Raw genomic sequence first — 26,311 nt, forward strand, 5'->3', positions numbered from 1 at the left:
TAATGACTGAAACTCGCACTCCTATTCAGCAACCCGTTATTGAGTTGATGGAAGAGATTTCCGAGACGGATCTGGATGACCTTTGTACGGCTGTGGATGAGGCCGTTGTTGATGGAAACGGATTTGGCTGGCTGAAACCACCAGAGCGCTCGAAACAAAAAATATTCTGGCGTGGGGTTATCACAATGCCGGTTCGGGAGCTGTATTGCGCCCGACTGGAGGGGCGAATTGTCGGATCTGCACAATTGGTAAAGCCTTTTCCAAACAATGAGGCAAGTGCCCATATCGCAAATATCACAACCTTCTTCATTGCGCCTTACGCCCGTGGTCATGGCTTAGCCATCGGTATGCTTGAAGTTTTACAACAATCTGCGCGCCGGCAAGGTTTTAAAAACCTTGAAGTAGATGTTCGAGAAACCCAAAAGGCGGCGATTACATTGATTGAGAATAGTGGCTTCGTTCGATGGGCAGAAAAGAAGAAATATGCCTGGGATGGAGAGCGTTTTGTAAATGGGTATTATTACACCAAAGACCTTGAGGAGGTCGTCGAGTTATGAACCTTTATCCAGCTATTGATCTTAAGGATGGAAATTGTGTCCGCCTGCTTCGGGGTGAAATGGATGCCGCGACAGTTTTTAATACAGATCCCGGCGATCAGGCGCGGGCGTTCAAGGATGCAGGGTTCAAACGTATTCATCTCGTAGATCTCAATGGAGCGTTTGAAGGTAAGCCGGTAAACGCTGCCGCTGTTGAATCAATTTTGAAAGCGACAAATGTCCCCTCCCAACTCGGAGGTGGAATTCGGGATCTGAAAACCATTGAGATGTGGCTTGAAAAGGGCATCAGCCGCGTCATTTTGGGAACGATCGCCCTTCGGGATCCGGAAATCGTTAAAGCCGCATGTCGGGAATTTCCAGGTCATATCGCTGTTGGTATTGACGCTCGTGACAGTATGGTAGCCGTCGAAGGTTGGGCAGAAACCAGTGAAACATCAGCGTTGGATCTAGCTCAAAAATTTGAGGATGCCGGTGTTGAGGCCATCATTTACACAGATATTGATCGGGATGGTGCTTTGCAGGGCGTGAATGTTGAGGCAACAGCAGCGCTGGCAGAAAAGATCTCTATTCCTATCATCGCGTCAGGTGGTGTTGCTTCTATTAAGGACATTGAGGATCTCTTGGCCGTTCGAGACAGCGGAATTGAAGGTGTCATTATTGGGCGGGCACTTTATGATGGTCGAATTGATCCTGCTGAGGCTTTGAAACTGGTGGAACAAGCAGATGCTTAAAGCGAGAGTAATTCCTTGTTTGGATGTCAAAGATGGCCGGGTTGTTAAAGGCGTCAATTTTGTTGATCTTATTGATGCTGGCGATCCGGTAGAACAGGCCCGTGTTTATGATGAGCAAGGCGCTGATGAGCTTTGTTTCCTGGATATAACAGCGAGTTCTGACAATCGAGATACCATTTATGATGTGGTTCGCCGCACCGCGGAACAGTGTTTTATGCCTCTGACGGTTGGTGGCGGGGTGCGGACCGTTGAAGATGTTCGAAAACTTCTTCTGGCAGGTGCTGATAAGGTTTCTATCAATACAGCAGCCGTTCATAATCCTGAATTCGTCCGCGAAGCTGCACAGAAGTTTGGTAACCAGTGTATTGTTGTGGCAATCGATGCAAAACAGACAGGCCCAAACAAGTTTGAGATTTTCACACATGGCGGCCGGGAGCCAACCGGCATTGATGCCGTAGAGTGGGCCAAGAAAATGGCCGACTATGGGGCTGGTGAGATCCTGCTAACTTCGATGGATAGGGATGGTACACGAACCGGCTTTAATCTGGAGCTTACGCGGGCAATTGCCGATGCGGTTTCAATTCCAGTTATCGCCTCAGGCGGTGTCGGCACGTTGGAACATTTGGCCGAAGGTATTCGGGATGGCCATGCAACTGCTGTTTTGGCTGCTTCCATTTTCCATTTTGGAGAACATACTATTCGAGAAGCTAAAGAAAATATGCGGGACGCTGGTATTCCAGTCAGATTGTAACGGGGGCGGAATGAAAAGTTCAACAGAAGTTCTGGACGGTCTTTTTGAGACGATTGAAGCTCGAAAATCAGCGTCTGCAGACAGTTCTTATACTGCCAGCCTTTATGCGAAGGGTCGCCAGAAAATCACTCAGAAAGTGGGTGAAGAAGGGGTGGAACTAGCGTTGGCAGGGGCTCTCGATAACCGGGAGGAAATTGTTTCTGAAAGCGCGGATCTGATCTATCACATGTTTGTCCTATGGGCGGATGCAGGGATCAAACCTGCTGAGGTTTATCAGAAGTTGGCTGAGCGAGAAGGACTTTCCGGCTTGGATGAAAAAGCCTCCAGAAGTGAGAAGGGGTAAGAATATGGCATATGATAACGAGAATATTTTTGCGAAAATCCTGAGAGGGGAAATCCCGAACAACACGGTTTATGAGGATGAAAACATCCTTGCTTTTCATGATATTGCGCCGAAAACACCTGTCCATGTTCTGGTAATCCCTAAGGGTGCCTATATTGACATGGATGATTTTGCTGCAAATGGGACGGCTGCTGAAATCGGCAATTTTTTCGCCAAAGTCGGTGAGATAGCCCGTGGTTTGGGTGTCCATGAGCAGGGATATCGGATGGTGACTAACAATGGTGAAAACGCTGGCCAGATCGTTCCGCATTTTCATGTTCACATCATGGGTGGTCAGAAAATCAAAGAAGGCAGTATGGCCCGTGGAATGAACAATTAGTCGTTAATTTCCAAGGTTTTAGCATCTGAAATAATATGAATGTTCAGGGGTTCATTTCGGCCCCTGACCAAAACCTCTTCCGTCCGCGATTGACTGGTATATCCGGCTTCCCGGGCGACCCGATCCGAGAAAATCAGTTCACTTTTAAAGTCTTTGTTCATCGCTTCCAGGCGACTGGCTGTATTCACGGCATCGCCAATAGCGGTCACGGAAGTTGCCCTGCCGTATCCCATTTCTCCAATAATGGTTTGGCCCATATGGATCCCGATCCCAATTTTTAACGGCTCTTTCAGGTCGGATTGTAAATCCTCGTTCAAGGCTTCAAGGGCAAGTGCCATTTCCTTTGCCGCTTTCAGTGCCTTTCGGGCGGCTACTTCAGTTGTATCTTCCAAACCAAACAGGGCCATTACTCCATCACCAATGAACTTGTCTAAATGGCCACCGGCCGTTTCGATAGCCTCGCCCATATGTCTGAAATACTGGTTGATAATGAAAACCACATCATAGGGAAGTTTGGCTTCAGAGAACTTGGTAAAGGCCCGAAGATCAGCGAACAGGATTGCGATCTCTTTCTCCCCGCCTTGCAAGTATTTTGGTTTGGAGAAGGAAGATCGGTGATTTACGCGATCACTCAGCAGAGGCGTAACTGTTAAATCTGTCATTGCCGGTACCTGACAGGCAAGACGGGTTCCCTCAATTGCTCCAACCCGTTTCAGAACGGATAACTCTTCGTCACTCGGGGGGTCAAGGTTATCAAGGCCAGCGCTGATCCGAATTCGACAAGTCGAGCAGCGTCCGCGCCCCCCACAAACGGACGCATGCGGAACACCTCCCAATTGGCTGATTTCAAGCACTGTAGTCCCGGGTGGGGCTGAGACTTTCTTACCATTGGGATAGGTAACAGTGATCATCCGCTCTTTTCGGAAATGGAGGAACCAGAAAATGCGGCTCAGCAACAGGACTGCAAGGATGCCAATCATGGTTTTCAAGCCAGCAAGGCGGAGGGAAATTGCCCAGTCGATATCTTCTTGAGTAAGGCCGAGGCTGTCAAAAAGGGTTTGGCGCCAGATTACATCTCGTGCGTAGACCTCCACCATATTGGCTCCAACGAGGAGCCCACATAAGGCGAGCAGCGGTAAAATGATGGCTGCGGTATAGAGATAAGGACTGGCGTTTTCGTACCAGGGTTTCAGGCGCAACCAAAAATGAATTCCGAGACAGCCATGGATCCAGGCAACTAACAGGCCAGTTGTTTGAAGAAGCGACTCGATCGGGGATGCGATCCAGATCGAATAAAGGACATAAGAATAGCTATCAATGATCCCAAACATCTCGTGCGCGATGCGGGTACCAATGATATGGCCAACCATAAGAGGTGGGATGGCCAGTCCCAGTATAATCTGGAGGATTTCCTTTGGGGGGATCCGTCTGAAGGATCGATGCATCAATAACCGTTGTGTCGTAAGCAGCAGATGCAGGATTATGGCACTCAGTAAAACAATGGTTCCAGGAACGCTTCTCCAGATGATTGTGAAGACATAGCGACCAGCTTCCAAAGCTTCCAGAGATATGAGCCCAAGTGAGTGGTTCAAAAGATGCGTAATTAGGAACAGCATCAGGGTCAGACCGCTATATAATCGAACGGTCTCTGCCCTCACCCGAAAACGCTTGTTACGTTTAGGTTCTATCTCTTCGTTGGTTGATGTCATGCTTTACCCTTGCGATCACTCGAAGGGTGAGTTCATCAGCCACCGCTGTCAAGAAAAAGCAGCGTAATAACAATTATTTGAGGCGGCTTTGCACGAGCTCTTTCAAGTTGGTTGCAGGCCGTGCACCTACGTGGCTAATAACTTCCGCAGCTGCCAGAGAGGCAATCGCCCCACTTTCTGCCAGGCTGAAGCCATTTGTAAATCCATAGAGGAAACCGGACGCATAAAGATCTCCTGCGCCTGTTGTATCCACGACCTCGATACTCCGATCAGCGGCGATTTCAATGCTTTCATCTGCTTGCAGGATGAGGGAGCCTTCAGCACTTCGGGTCACACAGGCAATCTCTACATGTGGACGGATTGCATCAATTGCCACTTGAAGGTCATCTGTCTGGAACAGGGATTTAATCTCATCTTCGTTGGCGAAGAGAATGTCAACGCCATCAATGATAAAGGATTTGAATTCTTCGCGGTAGCGATCAACGCAGAAGCTGTCAGAAAGAGTTAGAGATACTCTCTGGTCAGCCTCATGTGCGATTTGTGCGGCTTTCCGAAAAGCAGCTTTGCCGCCTTCTGGATCCCAAAGATACCCTTCCATATAAGTTACTGCGGAAGCGGCAATATCGTCTGGATTAATATCATCAGGGCCAAGTTCGACACAGGCACCAAGATAGGTGTTCATTGTCCGGTGAGCATCAGGAGTGACCAGAATAAAGCTCCGCGCGGTTGCAGCACCTTGATCACTTTTTTGCGTCTCAAAATTCACGCCCATAGCCCGAATATCGTGGGTAAAGATGTCGCCGAGCTGATCGTTTTTGACTTTTCCGATATAGTTGCTGCGTCCACCAAGGGATGCGACACCTGCTGCAGTGTTTCCAGCGGAACCTCCAGAGATTTCAACAGCTGACCCCATTTTCCCATAAAGATCCTCTGCGCGATCTTCATCGATCAAGTTCATGGAGTTCTTAACCAAGCCTTCAGTCTCAAGGAAGCTGTCTTCCACCTTGCTGATCACGTCAACAATTGCATTGCCGATACAAGTGGTGTCGAATTTGGTCTCAGTCATAAGTGCTCCTGATCTGGATAAAGCCGGGGCGGAGTATAGACATTTGCCTTGATTGCGCAAGCTGGGCTGTACAATTGAGAGAATTTTGGTCAAGAATGTATTTATGGATGACTTAATTAAACTGACTGCCCTTCAGGCGGTGGAGAAGCTCAAGGCAGGAGAGGTATCCCCGCTTGAACTGATCGATGCTTCGGAAAAACGAATTCAGGAAACCGATGGCGCTGTAAATGCCATTCCAATCCGGTGTTTTGATCGCGCGCGGGATCACGCAAAACGGTTAATGGCGGAAACACCCGAAGATCCGAAATCCTATCTTTATGGATTACCGATTGCCATTAAGGATCTGACTGCGGTTGAAGGCGTTCGCTTTACCATGGGGTCCCCCATTTTTGCAGATCAGATCGCGGCGCATTCCGATGCCATGGTCAAGCGGTTAGAAGCGCACGGAGCAATCGTCGTTGGCAAGGCCAACACACCAGAATTTGGCGCGGGCGCCCAGACGTTTAATGAGGTTTTAGGTACAACGACAAACCCGTGGGATACGACAAAAACACCTGGCGGCTCATCCGGTGGATCTGCTGCGGCGTTGGCTGCTGGTCAGGTTTGGCTTGCACAGGGAAGCGATCTGGGTGGAAGTCTCCGAATTCCAGCCAGTTTTACAGGGGTTGTTGGACTTCGCCCCTCCCCAGGTCGCTGTGCGCATGGCCCAGCTGCATTGCCTTTTGGTCTGAACTCTGTTGAGGGGCCTATGGGGCGGACAGTCGCAGATGTCGCCTTAATGCTGGATATGATGGTTGGTGAAGACCCCATAGATCCGATTAGTCTGCCCACCCCTGGTTATTCTTATCTGGATAAACTCTCTGAGCCTTGTCAGTTTGGTCGTGTCGCTTACAGTCCGGACCTCGGTCTCAATCCAATCGATTCAGAGGTTGCAGAAATTTGTGAAAAAGCCGCCAGGTCTTTTCAGGATATTGCGGCAGGAGTTGATGAGGATTGCTTTGATTTTGAGGGCAATCATGACGTCTTCCAGATCTTACGAGCGGCTCAGTTTGCGGCTGCTCACGGGCCGAAACTTGAAACCCACCGGGATCAACTGAAGCCGGATGTTATTTGGAATATTGAGGCTGGGCTGAAATTAACCGCCAATGAGATTGGTTGGGCCCATCGGGAGCAGGGTAAGCTCTTCCATCGGGCAGCAGATTTCTTTACCCAGTATGATCTTTTGCTGACACCAACGGTGATGGTCCCTCCCTTTGATCATGAAATTAGATCTCTATCAGAGGTAAATGGCGTCAAGTTTGACAATTATATTGCCTGGCTGGCACAGACTTATCTGATAACCAATACGACTTGTCCTGCTATTTCCATCCCTTGCGGGATGACAAAATCGGGATTACCTGTTGGTTTGCAGATTGTTGGGCCTGCCCATCGGGAAGATCTGGTTTTACAGGCCGCCCATATGTTTGAGCAGAAGCATGGTTTACAGCATATGGTCCCGGTGGATCCAAGACCTTGATGGGGAAAGCATTTGCATGAAACGAAAAAAATTCCTACATGATGGGTGTAATTTTACAGAACTTGGGGGCATCTCTTGATCTCGGCAATTAATAAAGCTTTGATGCAACTGACGGATCCGGCATTCCGCTCCGTTATCGTAAAATCATTGATCTATGCCATTGTTGCGCAGATCCTGACCTTCATCGTCATTCTGCAATTGGCGGGATTAATACCTGCAACGGATTGGGATTGGCTAAACAGCATCATTGAAGTTATGAGCGGCGTCGGTGCATTGGTGGTTGCTGTGATTATCTTCCCTCTGGCTATGAGTGCGGTGATCGGGATTTTCCTAGATGATATCGCTGATGCCGTAGAAGAAAAACATTACCCTCAGGATCAGCCGTCACGTGATATCCCGCTTTGGTCCAGCATCTATGATGCGCTCAAGTTTTTTGCGGTTATTTTGGCCTGCAACATTGTGGTGCTGCCGCTCTATCTGATACCGGTCATCAATCTCTTTGTTTATTATCTGCTGAATGGATATTTGCTGAGCCGCGAATTTTTTCAACAGGTTGCCGTGCGCCATCATGAGATGAAGGTTGTCAACCGGCTGCGGAAGATCGGCAATATGGAAATCTTCCTGACAGGCGTAGCTATCGCGTTTTGCATGACAATTCCGATCCTGAACTTGATCGTTCCCATAATCGCGACAGCAACAATGGTTCATTTGTATAAGAAGCGGGCTCATTCCAGTTCTGGTCGAGCCCTTATGAATGTCTCATGAAGCAGTTATTGGGGGGCTTGGCTATCGCGGCGCTCTTGAGCGCCTGCGGAGCGACAACTGAAAATGCCCAAAAAACATCTGTGAGCACAGCGGAAACGCCTGCAGTGTCCGTCGCTAAGCCAGAGGTCAGTTCGAAAAAGGCCGAAGTAACAGGCAAAGTTGCAGCTCTTCCTGAAAAGCCGACTGAGCTCGATGAAAAGGCTGAAGCCGAGCCAGATGTTGAGATTCCGGCTGTCTCAGTTTTAAAAGGCAAATCTGTCCAAGACATTCTTCAGTTGTTTGGACCACCAACCCTTCGGCGTAAGGACAGCCCGGCAGAGGTTTGGCAATATTTAACCTCAAGCTGCGCACTGCATTTGGTGTTTTATCCAGATTTGGACGATAAGAATCTGAAGGTCAGTTATTATGCAATGAACGACCGGGAAGCGCCCGAGGAGACAGCCGAAGAGCGTTGCTTTAGAAGCCAGTTGCGCAGGGTTGGCTTTGATAAGCTAAAAACCCTAAGCTGAGGTCGTTTTACCCTTAAATTTGCAAAGATCTTCGACAATGCATGCCGGGCAGTCCGGTTTCCTTGCCTTGCAAACATAACGTCCATGTAGGATCAGCCAGTGATGGGCGTGGCGCAAGTAGGCTTTCGGAATTCGTTTTTCCAGCTTCTTTTCAACTTCCAGCGGGGTTTTGCCGGGCGCAATGCCGGTTCGATTTCCAAGGCGAAACAGATGAGTATCCACCGCAATTGTCGGCTGGCCAAAGGCGATATTGAGGACCACATTAGCCGTTTTTCGTCCCACTCCAGCTAGTTTTTCCAACTCTTCCCGCGTTTGGGGGACTTCACTATTGTGATCGCGGATCAAGGCTTCACAGAGTTTGATCACGTTTTTAGCTTTGGTTTTATAAAGACCAATGGATTTGATGTAGTCGCGAACCGTGTCCTCGCCGAGCGCCAGCATTTTTTCTGGTGTATCGGCAACAGCGAATAACGGACCGGTGGCTTTGTTGACCCCAACGTCTGTTGCCTGGGCTGAGAGCACGACAGCAACCAGCAGGGTAAACGGATTGACATAATCCAGTTCCCCTTTGGGCTCTGGATTTGCCTCGCTCATTCGTCTAAAGAATTCTTCGATGTCCGCTTTTTTCATAAGGATGTTATTGGCATAGCTCCGTAAGCTGTGCAATGATCTTTTCTTCAACGGGAGAAGAGGATGGATAACGGCTCGATTGAAAGCACACGTGAAGGCGATCACTATTCGCTATTCTTACATCCGCATCGGAGTTTGAGTGATAGGGGTTTCTTCATTTTTATGGCCTGCCTTTGCGGGATTAGCTTTGTCGCAGGAATGGCATTCGTCCTGATGGGCGCATGGCCCGTCTTCGGCTTTTTTGGGTTAGATGTTCTGTTGATCTATTGGGCTTTCAAGGCCAACTTCAAATCAGCCAAACGGGTTCAAATCATAGAGATCAAAGACGGACAGTTAATATTCCGGTCGATTGATCCCAAAGGCAGAAGCAAGGATGTTCAATTTGATGCTTACTGGTGCCGGGTTAAGCAGCAGGAGGATCGACTTTATATTGCTTGCCGCTCAGAGATTATTGAATTTGGACAGTTCTTGATCCCGGATGAAAAAGACGATGTGGCGGAGGAGCTGAAAATGGCGCTCCACCGGTATCGGAACCCCGTATACGCTTAATCCCCTAAGCCAAGGACATCTATCATGTCATAATTGCCAGCTGGCTTGCCATTGGCCCAAAGCGCAGCCCTGACGGCGCCTCTCGCGAAGATGGCTCTATCACCGGCTTTATGCGAAATTTCAATAATTTCGTTCTCAGCAGCAAACATAACTGTATGGTCTCCGACCACATTGCCACCCCGAAGAACCGCATAGCCAATGTCGCCGCGTTTCCGAGAGCCGGTAATACCGTCTCGTCCTCGATCAGCTACGGCGTCATGCTCGACACCACGTCCGGCTGCCGCTGCCTTGCCGAGGAGTAAAGCTGTTCCAGAAGGGGCATCGACTTTGTGGTGGTGATGCATTTCTAGGATTTCGATATCGAAATCCTCGTCTAGAATGGATGCTACTTTCTTGGTCAGTTGAGCCAGCAAATTAACCCCGAGGCTCATATTCGCGCCTTGAACAATCGTCGCTCCTGCATTGCCCGCCGCTGTTACCTCAGCCTGTTCCTCGTTGGTCAGGCCAGTTGTACCAATCACCAGGATTTTGTTTTTCTCTGCGGCTAGTTTTGCATGAGAAATTGTGGCTTTTGGGGAGGTGAAATCAATAACCGCATCGGCCTCATCGAACAGGGCGGATGGGTCATCAGATACGGTAACGCCAAGATCATCAAGACCGGCAAGTTTACCGATATCTTCACCAAGGAAAGGAGACCCTTTGGGTTCGGTGCCGCCACAAACGGTGCAGCCCTTTGTTTGAGTGACCTGTTTGACCAGCATTCTGCCCATGCGTCCACCACATCCGACAATACCGATTTTCATGTCACTCATCTGTCTTTCCTCAGTTTCAAATTAAACCGGGAAAGGGTTTATCATGAAAGAACCCCTCTGGCGAGGGGTCCTTATTGCATTTGTTATTCTTTGAGATCCGCCAGGAAGTCTTTGACCCGGGAGAAGAAGCCTTCACTTTCCGGATTATGACCATCCTTGCTTTCGGCTTCGAACTCTTTCAGAAGCTCTTTCTGACGTTTTGTCAGATTGACCGGCGTTTCAATAATGGTGTGGATATACATATCCCCATTTTCAGAGGAATTCATGATCGGCATACCTTTGCCCCGCAGGCGGAACTTCCGTCCCGATTGCGTACCAGCAGTAATGGAGACCTTGGCACGTGCACCATCGAGTGTCGGAACCTCAACCTCGCCACCAAGGGCTGCGGTTGTCATGGGGATTGGAACCCGGCAATGCAGGTTCTGTCCATCCCGCTGGAAAATCCGATGGTCGGAAACCGTCAGAAAAATATAGAGATCGCCTGGAGGGCCACCTCTAAGTCCCATTTCGCCCTCGCCAGACAGTCGAATACGATTTCCATCGTCTACACCGGCTGGGATATTGATGGCGAGAGTTTTCTCCTTATGGACACGGCCTTCACCGCGACACTTTTTACAAGGCTTTTCAATGACACGGCCTTGACCATGACAAGTCGGGCAGGTGCGTTCAATTGTAAAGAAGCCTTGCTGAGCGCGTACTTTTCCGTGTCCCTGGCAGGTTCCGCAATTGGTGGGTGAGGATCCCTCAGCAGCACCGCTGCCGTCACATTCATCGCATTCAACCGAGGTTGGAATTTTAATCTCAGTTTCTTTGCCGTGATATGCCTCTTCCAGGGAGATTTCCATGTTGTATCGAAGATCTGAGCCGCGGCGCTGTCCATTGCTGCCACCGGATCTACGTCCACCCATGAAATCACCGAAGAGATCTTCGAAGATGTCAGAGAAGCCACCAGCTCCCATGCCACCCATACCGCCCATTCCGCCGGCACCCATGCCGCCCTCGAAGGCAGCATGTCCATATTGGTCATAAGCAGCACGCTTCTGCTCATCACCAAGGACTTCATAGGCTTCATTGATTTCTTTGAACTTGGCCTCAGCTTCAGGATCGCCCGGATTCCGATCCGGATGATATTGCATGGCCATTTTCCGGTAGGCTTTCTTCAGTGCCGCTGCATCGGCATCCTTTGAGGCCCCCAGAACTTCATAATAGTCACGTTTTTCCATAAGGTCCTACTCAACCAAATGCCGCCCCGGTCTGAAAATCAGGCCGGAGCGGTTCGTTACAATTCAGGTCGTAACCCGTTATCGGATCACTCGGCCTTATTTGTCTTTTTTGTCTTCATCGACTTCTTCAAAGTCGGCGTCAACAACATCATCATCGGATGAGCTGCTTTCGCTGGCTTCTTCAGGAGCAGCTTCTGCACCTTCAGCCTGGCTTTGAGCATAAACAGCTTCGCCAAGTTTCATGGATGCCTGTTGCAGGGCTTCCATTTTTTCCTTGATAGAACTGATGTCATCAGAGTCTTTAACTTCTTTCAGTTCATCAAGTGCAGTCTGGACTGGACCTTTGACATCGTCACCGATTTTATCGCCCATATCGGCAAGAGTTTTCTCGGTTGTGTGGATCAGACTTTCAGCCTGATTCTGAACCTCGACTTTTTCTTTACGGGCTTTATCTTCGGCAGCATGCTCTTCTGCATCTTTGACCATCTTTTCGATATCATCGTCGCTCAGACCACTTGAAGCCTGGATCTGGATTTTCTGTTCCTTACCAGTTCCTTTGTCTTTCGCAGATACATTTACGATACCATTGGCATCAATATCGAAAGTCACTTCAATCTGCGGAACACCGCGCGGTGCAGCAGGAATATCAGTGAGGTCGAAGTTGCCAAGCAGTTTGTTATCGGCAGCCATTTCACGCTCACCCTGGAAGACCCGGATGGTCACGGCTGACTGATTGTCTTCTGCTGTTGAGAAAGTCTGGCTCTTCTTGGTTGGAATTGTTGTATTCCGATCAATCAGACGAGTGAAAACGCCGCCCAGAGTCTCAATACCCAATGACAATGGTGTCACGTCGAGCAGTAGAACGTCTTTCACGTCACCTTGCAGAACACCAGCCTGAATAGCAGCACCCATGGCCACAACTTCGTCAGGGTTCACGCCCTTGTGTGGGTCCCGGCCAAAGAACTCTTTTACGATTTCCTGGACCTTCGGCATACGGCTCATACCACCAACGAGGATCACCTCATCGATGTCACCTTTTTTCAGGCCAGCATCTTTGAGAGCTTTTTCACAAGGTGGAAGTGTGCGCTGGATGAGGTCACTCACCAGGTTTTCAAACTGAGAACGGGTCAGCTTGACCTGAAGATGCTTTGGACCAGACGCATCAGCAGTGATGAACGGCAGGTTTACATCTGTTGCCTGAGAAGAGGACAGCTCGATCTTGGCTTTTTCAGCTGCTTCTTTCAAACGCTGCAATGCAAGTTTGTCAGAGCGCAGATCAATACCGTTTTCTTTTTTGAACTCATCGGCGAGGTAATCAACCAGTTTCAAGTCAAAGTCTTCACCACCGAGGAAGGTGTCACCATTTGTAGACTGAACTTCAAAAACGCCATCGCCGATTTCCAGGATGGAAACGTCGAAAGTACCACCACCCAAGTCAAAGACGGCAATTTTCTGGTCAGTTTTGTCCATGCCATAAGCAAGGGCTGCAGCTGTCGGCTCGTTGATGATCCGGAGAACTTCCAGACCGGCAATTTTACCGGCATCCTTTGTTGCCTGACGTTGCGCGTCGTTAAAGTAAGCAGGAACTGTGATAACTGCCTGAGTTACATTTTCACCCAGATAGTCTTCTGCTGTTTCTTTCATCTTTTGCAGAATGAAAGCAGAGATCTGGCTTGGGGAATATTTCTCACCTTTGGCTTCAACCCATGCATCACCGTTGTCTGCCTTGATGATGTTATAGGGAACCATTTCTTTGTCTTTTTGCGTTGTCTTGTCATCAAAGCGACGACCGATCAGACGCTTGATTGCAAACAGAGTATCAGAAGGGTTGGTAACAGCCTGCCGTTTTGCAGCCTGACCCACCAGTTTTCCGTCGTCTGTAAAGGCAACCATTGAAGGGGTAGTACGGGCACCTTCGGAGTTCTCAATCACCTTTGGATCTTTACCATCCATTACGGCAATACAGGAGTTTGTGGTACCCAGGTCAATACCAATTACTTTAGCCATTTTTTCCTCTTTCTATTCGGCAGACTTTCACAGCCACTTCATGCACCGCAAAAATCCCCAAGGAGTTAAACATATACTGTATGCCGTTTATATAGGTGTGATGCGAAATCAGTGCAAGTACCGGTTTGGACATGTTTTGTGTTTTTTTGAAGAAATTCACCGGACACTGGATTAGGGTCAATCAGGTGAAAGGAGTAACTTTACGCCATTCATGACTTTTGATAGATAAGAACGATCCTCTCTAGATCGCATAGATACCCACTTTGACAAAAATCCCCGCAAATTCAGGTTCAGAACCTCATGGTTTGCCTGATAAAGAAAAACAAAAAGGCCTGTTGGCGGCGCTTGCCACATTTGGAATGTGGGGGGTCTTTCCGCTTTATTTTAAGGCACTCAGCCATGTTCCCGTGCTGGAAGTTCTGGCCAACCGTATCCTGTGGTCGCTTGTTCTCGTCAGCATTTTGATCCTGGCGACAGGGCGGCTGGAGAAACTGAGGCTGGCAATCACCAATCGTTCAGTGATGAAGTATTTTATCGGATCAACCTTATTGATCGCAGCAAATTGGACGACTTTTCTGTGGGCTGTTGTCAATGACAGGGTGCTTGAGGCCAGTCTGGGCTACTATATTAATCCGTTAGTGAGTGTTGCTCTTGGGATGATATTCCTGGGGGAAAGGCTCAATCGTTGGCAGAGTTTCGCTATTTTCCTGGCGATTTGTTCAGTAAGCCTGATGACAATTATGCTTGGCCAGCTTCCTTGGGTATCCTTGGTCCTCGCTTTTTCTTTTGGCTTTTACGGCCTGCTCCGAAAGAAAGTAGAAGCAGAATCTACAATTGGTTTATCGATTGAAACCGGACTGCTGGTCCCATTTTCGTTGGGATACATTATTTTCCTCAGCGTAACGGATGGCTTACAAGGTGGTGCACTGGGCGATGGTTTCTATTCGATAGAGACCTTTTTGCTGTTGGCTGGCACTGGCTTTGTCACAGGCGTTCCATTGATCCTCTTTTCCTATGGCGCACAAAGGCTGCGTCTGTCGACTGTGGGTTTAATGCAGTATATCGCGCCCACCATTCAAGTCATCTTGGCCGTGTTTGTTTTTAAAGAACAATTCTCCTTTATCCAGCTTTCTGCCTTTTCTCTTATCTGGGCGGGACTGCTTGTGTACTCCATAGATGGCTATCGGAACAGATCATAAAAAAACCGCCCTTCAGAGGGCGGTTTCTTGAATGAGCAGAGCTCTTCAGATTAGACGGATTGATCCACCTGGACATTTTCCTTTTTCTGTCCACCTTTGGCGACACCAACAAGTGATGGGCGCAATAGGCGATCCGCAATCACATAACCTGCTTGCATAACTTGCAGAATAGTTCCGGGTTCTACCTCAGGGTTTTCGATTTCAAACATTGCCTGATGCAGGTTTGGATCAAATTTCTGACCCTCAGCTTCAATAACTTGAACTTTATGTTTCGCGAGCGTGTTCTGAAGTTCAGTTTCCGTCATCTCAACACCGGCCAGCAGGGATTTAACGGTTTCATTTTCCCGGTCTTCTTCCCCAACAGATTCTATCGCGCGGCGAAGATTATCAGAGATCGTAAGAATATCGCGGGCAAATTTAGTGATACCGTAATTCATGGCATCTTCTTTATCCTTCTGGGAGCGTCGACGCATATTCTCGGTCTCTGCCATAGCGCGAAGCAGCTTTTCTTTCAGATCCGCGATTTCCGCCGCCTGCTGTTCTTCAACAGAATTACCGAAAGCCTGTTCAGCGCCTTCTTCCGTGGCAGCTTGCTCTTCTTCGCCAGATGCCAAATTTTCGGTATTTTCTGAAGCTTGTTTTGGATCCAGATCTTCCGGAGAATTTGGGTTGGTATTACTCATCTCGTTCATTTCCTAACTCGGTGTCACTTAATCAAGCAATCGACCTATAACCTTGGCCGTATAATCGACCATTGGAATAATGCGGGCATAATTGAGACGTGTTGGTCCGACAACGCCCACAACACCAACAACCTGATTACGACTGTTCTGATAGGGAGAAATAATCATTGATGTCCCAGAAAGCGAGAAAAGATTGTTTTCTGCGCCAATAAAAATCCGGACACCATCTCCCCCTTCGGCCAATTCCAGTAATTTAATACCTTCTTTGCCGGCTTCAAGGGTATCAAACAGTTGTTTGATTTTCTCAAGATCTTCAATGGCTTGCACATCCTGAAGTAAATGAGAATGTCCCCTGACGATCAGGGTTTCCTTACCGCCCCAGCTCGCCATACCCGATTCCACAAGGCTTGTCGTTAATTCATCAAGCTGTGCCTGATGAGATTCCAATTCTTTTGTAATTGATAATTTTGCCTCGCTCAGGGTTTTACCAGTCAATCGGGCTGAAAGATAATTGCCCGCTTCCTGTAAGGCCGAGGGGGATAGATTTGGTGGAATTTCAATGGTTCTGTTTTCCACAAGACCGTCTGCTGTCACGATGATCACCAGTGCCTTGTTTAATCCGATTTGGACAAACTCAATCTGTTTTACTGGACTGTCACTTTTCGGGGCTAGAACAAGGCTCGCACAATTGGAGAGGCCTGATAACATGGACGAGGCTTCCGTGAGCACTTCATCAAAGTTTTTACCCTGAACAGAACAGCGGGTTTTAATGTCTTCCCGCTCTTCCGTTGTCAGATTGCCAATCTCCAGCAAACCGTCGACAAAAAGCTGTAATCCGCGATGGGTGGGAAGACGACCAGCCGAGACATGCGGCGAATAGAGAAGGCCTGCATCTGTCAAATCGGCCATTATGTTTCGGATTGAGGCCGGAGAGAGTCCTAGCTGGCTTTGCTTGGACAAAGTTCGTGAGCCAACAGGTTCACCGGTTTCGATAAAGGTTTCAACGATGTTGCGAAAGATATCGCGACTTCTTTCGTTTAACTCTTGTATTCTCATGGATAGTTACACTCTCGCCAAACACAACTCACTATATATAGGAAGCTGATCCACTGAAATGTAGTAAAGCTGCACTCTTGCGTCAATCGGGCGCACAAGTTACAAGGGGCTGCTATTGTGAAAAATCCCAAAGTTGGTAGAGGAACATCATGCGTCCATCAGGAAGACAGGCTGACGAGCTCCGTAAAATAATCATGGAGCCAGGTTACGCGAAAAATGCTGAAGGGTCTTGCTTCATTAAGGCAGGTGACACCCATGTTTTGTGCACAGCCAGTATTGAAGAGCGTGTACCCCCGTTTTTGCGCAATACCGGAAAAGGCTGGGTGACAGCTGAATATGGTATGCTGCCACGTTCCACAGACCAGCGGATGGGCCGGGAAGCTGCGCGCGGCAAGCAGCAGGGTAGGACAATTGAAATTCAGCGTCTAATCGGACGCTCCTTGCGGGCCGTTGTCGACATGGAAGGATTTGGAGAGCGCCAGATCACAGTCGATTGCGATGTGATTCAAGCTGATGGTGGAACGCGTACCGCGTCTATTACCGGCGCTTATGTTGCGCTTTATCAGGCATTTAACACGCTTGTTGAGAAGGGTAAGATCCTGGAAGTTCCGATGCAGCATCAGGTCGCTGCCGTGTCCTGCGGTATCTACAAAGGTGTGCCTGTCCTCGATCTGGATTATCCCGAAGACAGCAATGCGCAGGCTGATGCGAATTTCGTGCTTTCATCAGACGGTCGTATTATTGAAATTCAAGGTACAGCTGAGGAAGATCCGTTCACGGAGAGCCAGTTTACTGCTCTGTTTGATCTCGCAAAGTCAGGTGTGAAGGAATTGTGCCAAATGCAACGCGAGGCTTTAGGAATCTAAAGATGGCGCGTTTATTTGATGGACAGCGCCTGATTGTTGCCAGCCACAACCCTGGTAAGGTTCGCGAAATTGGCGAGCTACTTTCCGACTTCGGTGTGCAGCCAATTTCAGCAGGCGAATTGAATTTGCCTGAACCGGTGGAGGATGGCGACACCTTTATTGCAAACGCTAAAATCAAAGCACTGGCGGCTGCCAAGGGTGCCGGAGAAATCGCGCTCAGCGATGATTCTGGTTTTGCACTGGAGGCACTGAACGGTGATCCTGGAATTTACTCAGCGCGATGGGCAGGTCCGACAAAAGATTTCTCGATTGCAATGGAAGCTGTGCATCAAAAATTGCAGGAGCAAGGTGAAAACGCCTCAAAAAAGGCTGCTTTTATCTGTGCCTTGTGCCTGGCCTGGCCCGATGGTCATACGGAAAGCTTTGAGGGCCGGGTTGAGGGTGAATTTTCCTGGCCACCGCGGGGTGAAAAGGGCTTTGGATATGACCCTGTTTTTATTCCACAAGGGGGCAAGCTTACTTTTGCGGAAATGGAGCCGTCAGCCAAGCATGCGATTAGTCATCGGGCAGATGCGTTCCGGCAGCTGATCGATGCCTGTTTTGTCACCCAAAAATAGTACGCCTGATCCCGGATTTGGCATTTATTTTCACTGGCCATTTTGCCGCAAAAAATGCCCTTATTGTGACTTTAATAGCCATGTCCGTGAAAGTTTGGATGAGCAGCGCTGGGTAACGGCGCTAATCTCAGAGCTAGATTACTATTCTGCGCTTTCAGATAAAACAGAGGTCACAAGCATCTTTTTTGGTGGGGGGACGCCCTCCTTGATGTCTGATGGGGCTGTGGCAGAGCTCATTTCAGCCGTTGGGGATCGCTTTGATCTATCCCCAAATGTCGAAATATCCCTGGAGGCTAACCCAACTTCAGCTGAGGCATCATCATTTGCAGGCTATCGTCTGGCCGGCGTGAACCGACTTTCCATGGGGGTGCAATCCCTTCAGGACAAGTTCCTGAAATTTCTCGGTCGGGAGCATTCGGTGGCAGAGGCCATGGAGACCATTGAAATTGCGCGGGCAAATTTTGAGAACATCTCCTTCGATCTTATTTATGCCCTTCCCGATCAGTCCCTTCAGGATTGGGAGCAGGATCTCAAGCAGGCCCTGACGTTGGCGGGGGATCATATATCACTCTATCAATTGACCATTGAGCCCAATACAGGTTTTGCGGGCTCCTACCGCCGGGGTGAATTTGCACTGCCCGTGGATGAGTTGGCGGAGGACATGTTTGCACTCACCCAGGATATCTGCCAGCAGCAGGGACTGGAAGGGTATGAGATTTCCAATCATGCAAGGCCTGGGTATGAGTGTCGACATAACCTCACTTATTGGCGGTATGGGGGGTATCTGGGGATAGGTCCCGGTGCGCACGGACGTCTGATTGCTGGCGGAAAACGGTATGCGACCTCACAGCTTCGAAAGCCTGAAACCTGGCTCCAGCAAGTCGAAGCGCACGGACATGCTACAGAATCCTCCGAAGAGGTCGTTGAAGCTTTGGATAAAGCGGAAGAGCTTTTGCTGATGGGTCTTCGCCTCAAGGAGGGGGTTTGGTTCGAAAACGTGGAACGCCTGACAAGCTCGCCTTTTTCAGAGCTTGTCGATGCCTCTCGTTTACAAAAGTTGCTGGGGGCAGATTATCTAGGCGCTGATGAACAGCGGATTTGGGCAACGGATCAAGGCCGATTTGTCCTTAACAGCGTGCTTGCTGAGCTTCTTAGTTAAGAGCGGGCGTAAATGTATTGGGTGCGGGCTCCAAGAGTTCCAGTTTATCCTGACCCAATTGCATCACGGCCAGCCCGCGTTCAGCAAGCCCCGTATTTGTGAACCGGAAAAGACCATTATACCCGGTGAAGCCTTCTGTGCTTTCCAGGGCTACCACAGAAAACTTGTCGATAGTCGTTTCATCAAGCGCGAGAAGACCACAAAGTGCCATGGCATCATAAGCAAGGCTTGCAATCCGTGGTGGTACATATCCATAAATTCCATTAAATCGTTGCAGGAACTGGTTATGTGCTTCAGGCGCTGGGGCGGCAAACCAACCGCCGACAAGTGCAGGCTCTGTCGTTAGGCTTGTATCTGCCCAAAGGCCTGTCCCGATATATTTAACTTTTTGGGGATCGATATCATAGTAGGAAAGAAGCGGCGCAAGCTCGCGAAGGCGTTGACCTCCCTCCGGAAGGATCAGGGCTTCAAAATTCACATCGCCGAATGTATCCAATTTCTGGAGTCTTTGCAGAAGGGCTTTTGATTCTGGATCAGACTTACCTTCAACTTTTTTGATTTCCTGCCGCAAGACCCAATTTCGGGCATCATAATTTGCCGTATCTTTGGCTATCTCGTGAAGCTCTTCCGAGCCTGGGGGAAGATCAGTTGGATAGCGTTTGACCTTTGTCAGCGTGAGGCCAAGCCTACGGGTTGTCGTGTCAATCGCAGACAAGGCTGCTTCGCCATAAGGGTTCTGGGGCGCTAAAACAGCGAAGTTCGCAAGGCCTTGGCGGTAAGCGAAATCAAGAACCCGGCTAATTTGCTGTTCAACTGTCAGTCCCATCAGATACACCCCTTGTTTGGCGACAGAGGCATCGGTTGAAAATGCAAGGACATTGATGTTGTTCGCTGCTGCTATGTCTTCGATCGCTCGAACTGAACTGGCAAACAGGGGCCCCATGAAAACCTCCGCGCCTTCACTGACTGCTTTCAAAGCTGCTTCCCGCGCCCCCTCAGGTGTTCCTTGCGTATCATAGGGCTGCAAGCGCAATTGTTTGTTATTGTGGTCAAACAGGGCCATGTTGGCAGCGTTCAATAAATCGGTTCCGATTTTTTTATTTGCGCCAGAAAGTGGAAGCAGGATAGCGAGCCGAACGACCTTTTCATCTTCGCTCAGCAAAGGCCGTTCCAGTTGAATACCTGATCTCATTTCACTGCCAGCAAAGGTATCGCTTGGTGCGGGTGTCGCTTCAGCAGCCTCCTCCTCTAGCTCATCACTTGCGGGCTCTTCTGTTTTCGGCGTTGTCTCAACGGCTTCCGCTTTTTCGGTTTTTTCCGCGTCGGTTTTCTCGGAGGATGAGAAGGGTCCGAGCGTTTGGCAGGCGCTCAAGGTCAAGATCGCGATGAGAACTAGACCTAGTCTGAAAGTGATCAAAATTCTGCTCATCTCTTTTACCGATTTCATCCAATTGTTCCCTCGTGATTTGAGGAATTTCCCAGTCTTTCGGACATACTAGAATTTCCAGACTTTGCCCATCAAGGAAATAGTGTCATTCTGTTCTCATGATACAGCCAAGTGAGGCGATAGTTTGACATCTCGTTCTAGAAGCCAAATCCAAAAATCTAGACGTTGGTCTGAGAGAAAAGGCCGATTGGCGGAAACCTATGTTCAATATTTCCTCAGGTTGAAAGGCTACCGGATCTTAAGGCGGCGGTATAAGAAACCGTTCGGTGAAATTGATCTCGTGGTTCAAAAGGGAAATGTTCTGATTGCCGTTGAAGTCAAAATGAGGCCTGATATTGAACGGGCAAAACATGCAATTGGCCCTATTCAGCAGCGCCGTATTCGAAAAGCTTTGGCTAGCTTTGTTGCAGAAAATCCCAAGTATTCTGCTTTTGATTTAAGGCTGGATTTTATTGTGGTGACGTCCTTCTTGCGATTGCCCTATCATCTTGAAAATGCATGGTAGGAAAGATCCGGATTGAAGAGTGAGTAATGTGTAGAATGAGTAGGCGTCAAAATAGACTTTGGTGTGTGATCGCAGTCCTTGGGCTTTTTACCAGTGGTTTGCTGTCCGGCTGCACGCCTGTTGGCGTAGCTGTTGGCGGCGCTGCTGCCGCAGGCGTTGTTGTCGCCGAGGAGCGATCTGTTGAAGATGCGGTGTCGGACGCAGGGATCAAACTGGCGATCGTTGATAAACTTCTTCAAGAGAGCGAAAGCCTTTTTACGGACGTTTCCACCACTGTCATCGAAGGACGGGTGCTGGTGACAGGTGCTGTTGCCTCCCAAGCTGACAAGGACCGTGTTGCTGAATTAATCTGGTCTGTAAAGTCCGTGAAGGCTGTTCTCAATGAGTTGCAGTTGGAAGATGAAATCAATAACTCTTCTACTTCCGACGATGTTTGGATCACGACCTCTCTGAAATCCCGCTTATTGCGGGACATCGGTATTAAGCATATCAACTATTCGGTCGATACCGTTAATCGAGTGGTATATTTAATTGGGATTGCGCAGGATGAGGCTGAATTGCGCCGGGTTATGCTGCAGGCAAGGGATATTTCAGGTGTTCGACGGATTGTAAGCCATGTCATCATGAAGGATGATCCAAGTCGCAATTAATCGCTTGCGCCATTTTTGGAAACCATTAAATGTCTAACAGGCGCACCGTAAAGAGATACAAAGCCTAAGGAAAAACAAATGACTCGTGCCGTAGCTATCCAGATGGATCCCGTTCAATCAATTGATATTGATGGGGACAGTACCTTTGTGATGGGGCTGGAGGCCCAAGCTCGCGGATATGAGCTTTTTCATTATGGCCCGCAAGATCTGTCTTTTCTAGACGGTGAAGTGATTGCGAAAGCGCGTCCTTTAGAACTTCGTAGGGAAAAAGGAAACCATTATAGCCTTGGCGCGGAAGAGCGGATTAGCCTGGAGGCTGTGGATGTGGTCTTGATGCGTCAGGACCCGCCCTTTGACATGTCTTACATAACCGCAACTCATGTGCTGGAGCGAATTCACCCCAAAACGCTGGTTGTAAACGATCCTGTCAGTGTTCGAAATGCACCCGAAAAAATATTTGTTACTCATTTTGATGGTGTCTTGCCGCCAACCCTGATTTCGTCAGACCTAACTGAGATGAAGGCGTTTCGGGCAGAGCATAAAGATATCATCATTAAGCCGCTTTATGGAAATGGCGGGGCAGGGGTTTTCCACCTAAAACCCGAAGATGAGAATTTGACGGTTATTCATGAGCTGTTTAACGAATTCTACCGTGAGCCCATGATCGTGCAGAAATATCTGCCAGAGGTTCGCCAAGGCGATAAACGGATTATTCTAATCGATGGAAAGCCAGCCGGTGCCATCAACCGTGTTCCTCAGGCAGGGGAAAGCCGGTCCAACATGCATGTGGGCGGACAGGCAATGAAGACCGAGCTTACCTCTCGCGAGCAGGAAATCTGCGAAATCATTGGCCCATCCCTGAAGGAGCAAGGCCTGATTTTTGTCGGTATTGATGTGATCGGTGATTATTTGACCGAAATTAATGTGACCTCTCCAACCGGTCTTCAGGAAATCAACAGATATAACGGCGTGAAGCTAGAGGCCGATATCTGGGATAGCATTGAAGAAAAACTTTGATTTTTAGGCTTGTTGACACCTCAATAGAACCAAACTAGGAGACTATTGGTTTCTTTGAGCTCCGCCTTTTTCAACGATAAGTGACAAAATAAAAATTATTGTTATAGTTATAGGCTACATGTCTGGGGGGAGATATGCAGTCGACTATTCGTACAGTTGCATTTCAGGGGCTTAAAGTGCGCAAAGTTATGGTTCAGGTGCTGATTAGTTCAGGCCTGCCAGCCTTTACCGTTGTTGGGCTCGCCGATAAATCTGTGACCGAGAGCAAAGAGCGGGTGCGTGCGGCCCTCACCTCTCTCGGGATCGGATTGCCGGCCAAACGGATCACCGTTAATTTATCTCCTGCAGATCTGCCAAAAGAAGGGGCTCATTATGATCTGCCGATTGCGTTTGGTCTGCTAACGGCACTTGGGATTATCCCGGCTGATATTGCTGAAGAATATATCGTTCTGGGTGAGCTCTCCCTCAACGGTGTCTGTCAGGCCGTAGCCGGTGTGTTACCTGCTGCTGTCGAGGCTGTTTCAGAAGGACTGGGTCTCATTTGCCCAAAAGATAATGGGAGTGAGGCGTTATGGGCAGGTGATTTGGATGTGCTCGCAGCCGATAGCCTTTTGTCCGTCATTAATCATTTTAAGGGTAGTCAGGTTATTGCACCCCCGTCGCAAGGTCGTCTTGAGGCTCATCTGATTGAAGGTCGTCTTGAGGATATCAAAGGACAGGAAACAGCGAAAAGAGCGTTGGAAGTTGCCGCCGCCGGGGGACATAATCTTTTGATGAGCGGCCCGCCGGGATCAGGAAAATCCATGCTGGCAGCCAGGTTGCCCGGTATCTTGCCAGAGCTTGAGGCGTCTGAGGCACTTGAAGTCAGCATGATCAGCAGCATTGCGGGAGAGCTGAAAGATGGAGTGCTTTCCCGCCAGCGCCCTTTTCGTGATCCGCATCATTCAGCCTCTGTCGCTGCCATAATCGGTGGGGGGCGAAAAGCCAATCCGGGGGAAGTATCGCTTGCCCATAAGGGGGTCCTCTTTCTGGATGAGCTGCCGGAATTTAATCGGCAGGTGCTTGAAACCTTGCGCCAGCCTATCGAAACGGGAAAGGCCGTAATTGCCAGAGCGAACTTGCACATTACTTACCCAGCTCGTTTTCAGTTGGTTGCTGCCATGAACCCTTGCCGCTGCGGTTATCTGCAAGATCCCGGCCGAGCCTGCAGCCGGGCACCGAAATGCGGAATGGATTATCAGGGTAAAATCTCAGGTCCCATGCTGGATCGCTTTGATTTGTTCGTCGATGTCCCTGAAGTGAGTGTTGCAGACTTAACCACACCAGGTAAATCAGTTACCACAAAAGAAGTTGCGACAAGTGTGGCGAGAGCAAGGGAAATTCAAAAGCAAAGATATCAGGAACTGGCGCCGGAGGGGGGTGTCTGGACAAATTCCGAAGCATCTGGAGAGCTTCTTGAAAAAGTGACTGAGTTGGATGAAGCCGGCATGAAGCTCATTCAATCTGCTGCCAGCAAGTTCAGGTTATCAGCACGTGGCTATCATCGGGTATTGCGCGTTGCCCGAACTCTGGCGGATCTTGAGACCTCTGAGCGAATTTTACAAAATCATATCGCGGAGGCTCTCGCGTATCGGCAAGTCAGCCTCGGCTGAAGACCAAAATTTTCAAGAGATTGATCTTATGCACGAAGTCCTGCGGACGTAAGATCTTCTTTCAGTTTGTTTACAAAAATTTCCTCAACATAAAACTCATGGCTGAGAAACTCTGAAATGGTGATTTCAGGATCGATTTCCTGGAGTTCTTGCAGTCGTTTGGAAAGTATAGTTGGGTTATTCAAATGGACCTGAGCTGCAATTCCATAAACCAAGGCTCTCCGACTAGCTTGTGTGAGATGGCTCAACAGGTTTGCTGCTTCCTCGTACTCACCAAGAATATAATGTGCGGCAATTTCAAGTTCCCGACAATATGCAGGGAGCAAAGGGTCTAGCTCTGCCGCAGCTTTTTGGTATCGAAGAGCCGTCTCCCCGTCACCCATATACACATAAAGTTCACCCATTCGCCCGACTATGTAACTGTGATTTGGCAAAAGCTCCAAGGCGCGCTGATAGTGATATTTGGCTCGCTCCAGATCCATATTATATAAAGCGAGGGAACCTATGATGCGGTGACAATCCGCGTCGTTTTCGTCAAGTTGTAAGCCCTTACGTCCCAGCTCCTCGATTTCGTTCCATATTGGATCGTCCCCCCACGTCGCCATACTTGCAAGCGCGCATGCCTTCCAGGCATAGGCCCTTCCATAACTAGGGTCCTTTTGGATAGCGAGATCGAACCACTTAAGCGCTTCTGTTTCGGCTTCCCGCGTGATGCATCCCAATCGATGGTTTTCCATACCCCTGAGCAAGCATTCGTATGCTTCCATATTTCCAGGGCGCTTTGAGAGGATGGCTTTTTTACGGATACGCTCCACTGTATCAAAAACCTGGGCCACAATATCGGATGCCAGTTTGTCTTGAACGTCAAACAGCTCGCCGTAGTTAAAGTTATATTTCTCTGCCCAGACATTCTTGCCGGAATTTGTTTCAATTAACTGCGCCGAAATTCGCACCTTGTCGCCCATTTTGCGAACACTGCCTTCAAGGCAATAAGCCACATTGAGGGCATGGCCGACCGCTCTGAGGTCCATATTTTGGCCTTTATAGGCAAAGCTTGCATTTCGGGAGACGACAAACAGATCGCGAAAACGGGCAAGTTCGGTAATCAGATCTTCTGTAAATCCGTCCGCAAAAAACTCCTGATCTGGATCGTTACTAAAGTTTGTAAACGGAAGAATGGCAAGAGAATGAGGGTCAGGCGGGTTTGAGTCATTTTCGGCAGGTTGTTGCTTCTGTTGAGGTTGGCCTGAAACCCAGCTATGTGTGCCGACTTCGCCCTTCACTTTATAAAGTCGCATGGGTTCAGAAATATTTTTAAGCCAATGCTCTCCAAGATCATCATAGGTCAGTTGGGCATTTCGTTTGACCTGATCAAACATTCCCTGAGTTAAGACAACGGTTCCAGGTTCAGCAACACCCTCTACCCGCGCTGCGATGTTAACCCCGTCGCCCAAAAGGTCATCCCCGTCTTGAACTACGTCTGCAAGGTGGAGGCCGATCCGCAATTGCAAGCCTTCAAGGCCATAGATATCCGAATTTGAAAGTTGCCGTTGGATATTGAATGCGCAGCGTGTGGCTTGTACGGGGCTTGGAAACTCAGAGAGAAAACCGTCACCAGCCCTTGCGAATAGTCGCCCGCCCGCAGATGATACCTGTTGTTGGATATAGTCTGTGAGCTGCGTCAGCTGCTGGATCGTTTCCTGTTCGGCCTGACCCATACGGGCTGAATAACCCACAATATCAGCAGCCATAATTGCAGCAAGTCTTCGATCCAAATCAACGCTCCACTTTTTAAAAAATCATAGTGAAAACAGTTTAAAAATCTAGTTCTATTATAAAATAAAACGCTAATTAAAGGCGGAAAAGGCGGTATCACAATTAAAGGAAGTGAATGTGAGTGAAAGCTTCTATCT

General features: G+C 48.9%; 27 protein-coding genes. 17 read left to right on the top strand and 10 right to left on the bottom strand.

All coding sequences use genetic code 11. The features are described from left to right. Positions 1-2: 2 nt before the first annotated feature. The 5 genes from HH301_RS04185 to HH301_RS04205 are packed head-to-tail and all read left to right on the top strand — an operon-like array spanning position 3 to position 2,761. Positions 3-557: a GNAT family N-acetyltransferase gene (locus HH301_RS04185; RefSeq protein ID WP_169566941.1), complete on the top strand. Its 555-nt coding sequence runs from the start codon at positions 3-5 to the stop codon at positions 555-557. Next, a complete protein-coding gene (hisA, locus tag HH301_RS04190; protein ID WP_169566943.1) occupies positions 554-1,288 on the top strand; it encodes a 1-(5-phosphoribosyl)-5-[(5-phosphoribosylamino)methylideneamino]imidazole-4-carboxamide isomerase in 735 nt (244 codons plus the stop codon). The genes HH301_RS04185 and hisA overlap by 4 nt, the downstream gene beginning before the upstream one ends. Further along, on the top strand, positions 1,281-2,039 hold the full coding sequence (hisF, locus tag HH301_RS04195) for an imidazole glycerol phosphate synthase subunit HisF (protein WP_169566945.1): 759 nt from the start codon (positions 1,281-1,283) through the stop codon (positions 2,037-2,039). The genes hisA and hisF overlap by 8 nt, the downstream gene beginning before the upstream one ends. A gap of 10 nt (positions 2,040-2,049) precedes the next feature. Next, positions 2,050-2,382, top strand: coding sequence for a phosphoribosyl-ATP diphosphatase (locus tag HH301_RS04200; protein ID WP_206378164.1), 333 nt, complete (start codon positions 2,050-2,052; stop codon positions 2,380-2,382). Between the two features lie 4 nt (positions 2,383-2,386). Continuing rightward, positions 2,387-2,761 carry a histidine triad nucleotide-binding protein gene (locus HH301_RS04205; RefSeq protein ID WP_169566949.1) on the top strand — a complete coding sequence of 125 codons (375 nt, stop codon included), beginning with the start codon at positions 2,387-2,389 and terminating at the stop codon, positions 2,759-2,761. Here HH301_RS04205 and HH301_RS04210 read toward each other — a convergent pair. After that, positions 2,758-4,470 (bottom strand): adenylate/guanylate cyclase domain-containing protein, encoded by a 1,713-nt coding sequence (locus HH301_RS04210; RefSeq protein WP_169566951.1) that lies wholly within the window; start codon positions 4,468-4,470, stop codon positions 2,758-2,760. The genes HH301_RS04205 and HH301_RS04210 overlap by 4 nt on opposite strands. 73 nt (positions 4,471-4,543) lie before the next feature. Then, entirely contained in the window at positions 4,544-5,536 is a 993-nt protein-coding gene (locus HH301_RS04215; protein WP_169566953.1) for an adenosine kinase, read from the bottom strand. Between the two features lie 103 nt (positions 5,537-5,639). On the opposite strand from HH301_RS04215, the gene HH301_RS04220 reads away from it, so the two are divergent. The 3 genes from HH301_RS04220 (at position 5,640) to HH301_RS04230 (ending at position 8,326) form a co-directional block, all read left to right on the top strand. Further along, positions 5,640-7,052, top strand: a complete 1,413-nt coding sequence (locus HH301_RS04220; RefSeq protein WP_169566955.1) for an amidase — start codon at positions 5,640-5,642, stop codon at positions 7,050-7,052. A gap of 75 nt (positions 7,053-7,127) precedes the next feature. Next, complete coding sequence (locus HH301_RS04225) at positions 7,128-7,817, top strand: EI24 domain-containing protein (RefSeq protein WP_169566956.1); 690 nt, start codon at positions 7,128-7,130, stop codon at positions 7,815-7,817. Further along, positions 7,814-8,326 carry a hypothetical protein gene (locus HH301_RS04230; protein WP_169566958.1) on the top strand — a complete coding sequence of 171 codons (513 nt, stop codon included), beginning with the start codon at positions 7,814-7,816 and terminating at the stop codon, positions 8,324-8,326. Before HH301_RS04225 ends, HH301_RS04230 begins: the two co-directional genes overlap by 4 nt. Here HH301_RS04230 and nth read toward each other — a convergent pair. After that, entirely contained in the window at positions 8,318-8,956 is a 639-nt protein-coding gene (nth, locus tag HH301_RS04235) for an endonuclease III (protein ID WP_169566960.1), read from the bottom strand. The two genes, HH301_RS04230 and nth, sit on opposite strands and share 9 nt — an antisense overlap. 63 nt (positions 8,957-9,019) lie before the next feature. On the opposite strand from nth, the gene HH301_RS04240 reads away from it, so the two are divergent. Beyond that, positions 9,020-9,505 (top strand): DUF2244 domain-containing protein, encoded by a 486-nt coding sequence (locus tag HH301_RS04240; protein WP_169566962.1) that lies wholly within the window; start codon positions 9,020-9,022, stop codon positions 9,503-9,505. Here the strand turns inward: HH301_RS04240 and dapB are convergent. From dapB to dnaK, 3 genes are all read right to left on the bottom strand, one after another. Further along, on the bottom strand, positions 9,502-10,308 hold the full coding sequence (gene dapB / locus HH301_RS04245) for a 4-hydroxy-tetrahydrodipicolinate reductase (RefSeq protein WP_169569486.1): 807 nt from the start codon (positions 10,306-10,308) through the stop codon (positions 9,502-9,504). The genes HH301_RS04240 and dapB overlap by 4 nt on opposite strands. A 92-nt stretch (positions 10,309-10,400) precedes the next feature. After that, positions 10,401-11,540 (bottom strand): molecular chaperone DnaJ, encoded by a 1,140-nt coding sequence (gene dnaJ, locus HH301_RS04250; RefSeq protein WP_169566964.1) that lies wholly within the window; start codon positions 11,538-11,540, stop codon positions 10,401-10,403. Positions 11,541-11,636: 96 nt separating this feature from the next. Continuing rightward, positions 11,637-13,547, bottom strand: coding sequence for a molecular chaperone DnaK (gene dnaK, locus HH301_RS04255; protein WP_169566966.1), 1,911 nt, complete (start codon positions 13,545-13,547; stop codon positions 11,637-11,639). Between the two features lie 263 nt (positions 13,548-13,810). Here dnaK and rarD point away from each other — a divergent pair, with 263 nt between their 5' ends. Next, positions 13,811-14,746 (top strand): EamA family transporter RarD, encoded by a 936-nt coding sequence (rarD, locus tag HH301_RS04260; protein WP_169566968.1) that lies wholly within the window; start codon positions 13,811-13,813, stop codon positions 14,744-14,746. 50 nt (positions 14,747-14,796) lie between these two features. On the opposite strand, the gene grpE is transcribed toward rarD, so the two are convergent. Both grpE and hrcA read right to left on the bottom strand, forming a co-directional pair. Continuing rightward, complete coding sequence (gene grpE, locus HH301_RS04265; protein WP_169566970.1) at positions 14,797-15,429, bottom strand: nucleotide exchange factor GrpE; 633 nt, start codon at positions 15,427-15,429, stop codon at positions 14,797-14,799. 27 nt (positions 15,430-15,456) lie between these two features. After that, positions 15,457-16,485, bottom strand: a complete 1,029-nt coding sequence (gene hrcA, locus HH301_RS04270) for a heat-inducible transcriptional repressor HrcA (RefSeq protein ID WP_169566972.1) — start codon at positions 16,483-16,485, stop codon at positions 15,457-15,459. Between the two features lie 149 nt (positions 16,486-16,634). On the opposite strand from hrcA, the gene rph reads away from it, so the two are divergent. From rph to hemW, 3 genes are read left to right on the top strand one after another with little or no spacing between them, the layout of a single operon-like run. After that, positions 16,635-17,351, top strand: coding sequence for a ribonuclease PH (rph, locus tag HH301_RS04275; protein ID WP_169566974.1), 717 nt, complete (start codon positions 16,635-16,637; stop codon positions 17,349-17,351). A gap of 2 nt (positions 17,352-17,353) precedes the next feature. Then, positions 17,354-17,968 carry an RdgB/HAM1 family non-canonical purine NTP pyrophosphatase gene (gene rdgB / locus HH301_RS04280; protein WP_169566976.1) on the top strand — a complete coding sequence of 205 codons (615 nt, stop codon included), beginning with the start codon at positions 17,354-17,356 and terminating at the stop codon, positions 17,966-17,968. After that, positions 17,943-19,127: a radical SAM family heme chaperone HemW gene (gene hemW / locus HH301_RS04285; RefSeq protein WP_169566978.1), complete on the top strand. Its 1,185-nt coding sequence runs from the start codon at positions 17,943-17,945 to the stop codon at positions 19,125-19,127. The genes rdgB and hemW overlap by 26 nt, the downstream gene beginning before the upstream one ends. On the opposite strand, the gene HH301_RS04290 is transcribed toward hemW, so the two are convergent. Then, a complete protein-coding gene (locus HH301_RS04290) occupies positions 19,120-20,574 on the bottom strand; it encodes a penicillin-binding protein activator (protein ID WP_169566980.1) in 1,455 nt (484 codons plus the stop codon). The two genes, hemW and HH301_RS04290, sit on opposite strands and share 8 nt — an antisense overlap. A 187-nt stretch (positions 20,575-20,761) precedes the next feature. On the opposite strand from HH301_RS04290, the gene HH301_RS04295 reads away from it, so the two are divergent. From HH301_RS04295 to HH301_RS04310, 4 genes are all read left to right on the top strand, one after another. Beyond that, on the top strand, positions 20,762-21,079 hold the full coding sequence (locus HH301_RS04295) for a YraN family protein (protein ID WP_169566982.1): 318 nt from the start codon (positions 20,762-20,764) through the stop codon (positions 21,077-21,079). 35 nt (positions 21,080-21,114) lie between these two features. Beyond that, the gene (locus HH301_RS04300; protein WP_169566983.1) at positions 21,115-21,729 is read left to right on the top strand and encodes a BON domain-containing protein; all 615 of its coding nucleotides are present in this window, start codon (positions 21,115-21,117) and stop codon (positions 21,727-21,729) included. Positions 21,730-21,807: 78 nt separating this feature from the next. Beyond that, the gene (gshB, locus tag HH301_RS04305; RefSeq protein ID WP_169566985.1) at positions 21,808-22,746 is read left to right on the top strand and encodes a glutathione synthase; all 939 of its coding nucleotides are present in this window, start codon (positions 21,808-21,810) and stop codon (positions 22,744-22,746) included. A gap of 134 nt (positions 22,747-22,880) precedes the next feature. Continuing rightward, positions 22,881-24,398: a YifB family Mg chelatase-like AAA ATPase gene (locus HH301_RS04310; RefSeq protein WP_169566987.1), complete on the top strand. Its 1,518-nt coding sequence runs from the start codon at positions 22,881-22,883 to the stop codon at positions 24,396-24,398. A 26-nt stretch (positions 24,399-24,424) separates the two neighbouring features. Here HH301_RS04310 and HH301_RS04315 read toward each other — a convergent pair whose 3' ends face one another. Then, a complete protein-coding gene (locus HH301_RS04315; RefSeq protein ID WP_169566989.1) occupies positions 24,425-26,173 on the bottom strand; it encodes an adenylate/guanylate cyclase domain-containing protein in 1,749 nt (582 codons plus the stop codon). Between the last annotated feature and the right edge of the window lie 138 nt (positions 26,174-26,311).

This window comes from Sneathiella limimaris (genome assembly GCF_012932565.1).
Taxonomy (GTDB): Bacteria; Pseudomonadota; Alphaproteobacteria; order Sneathiellales; family Sneathiellaceae; genus Sneathiella; species Sneathiella limimaris.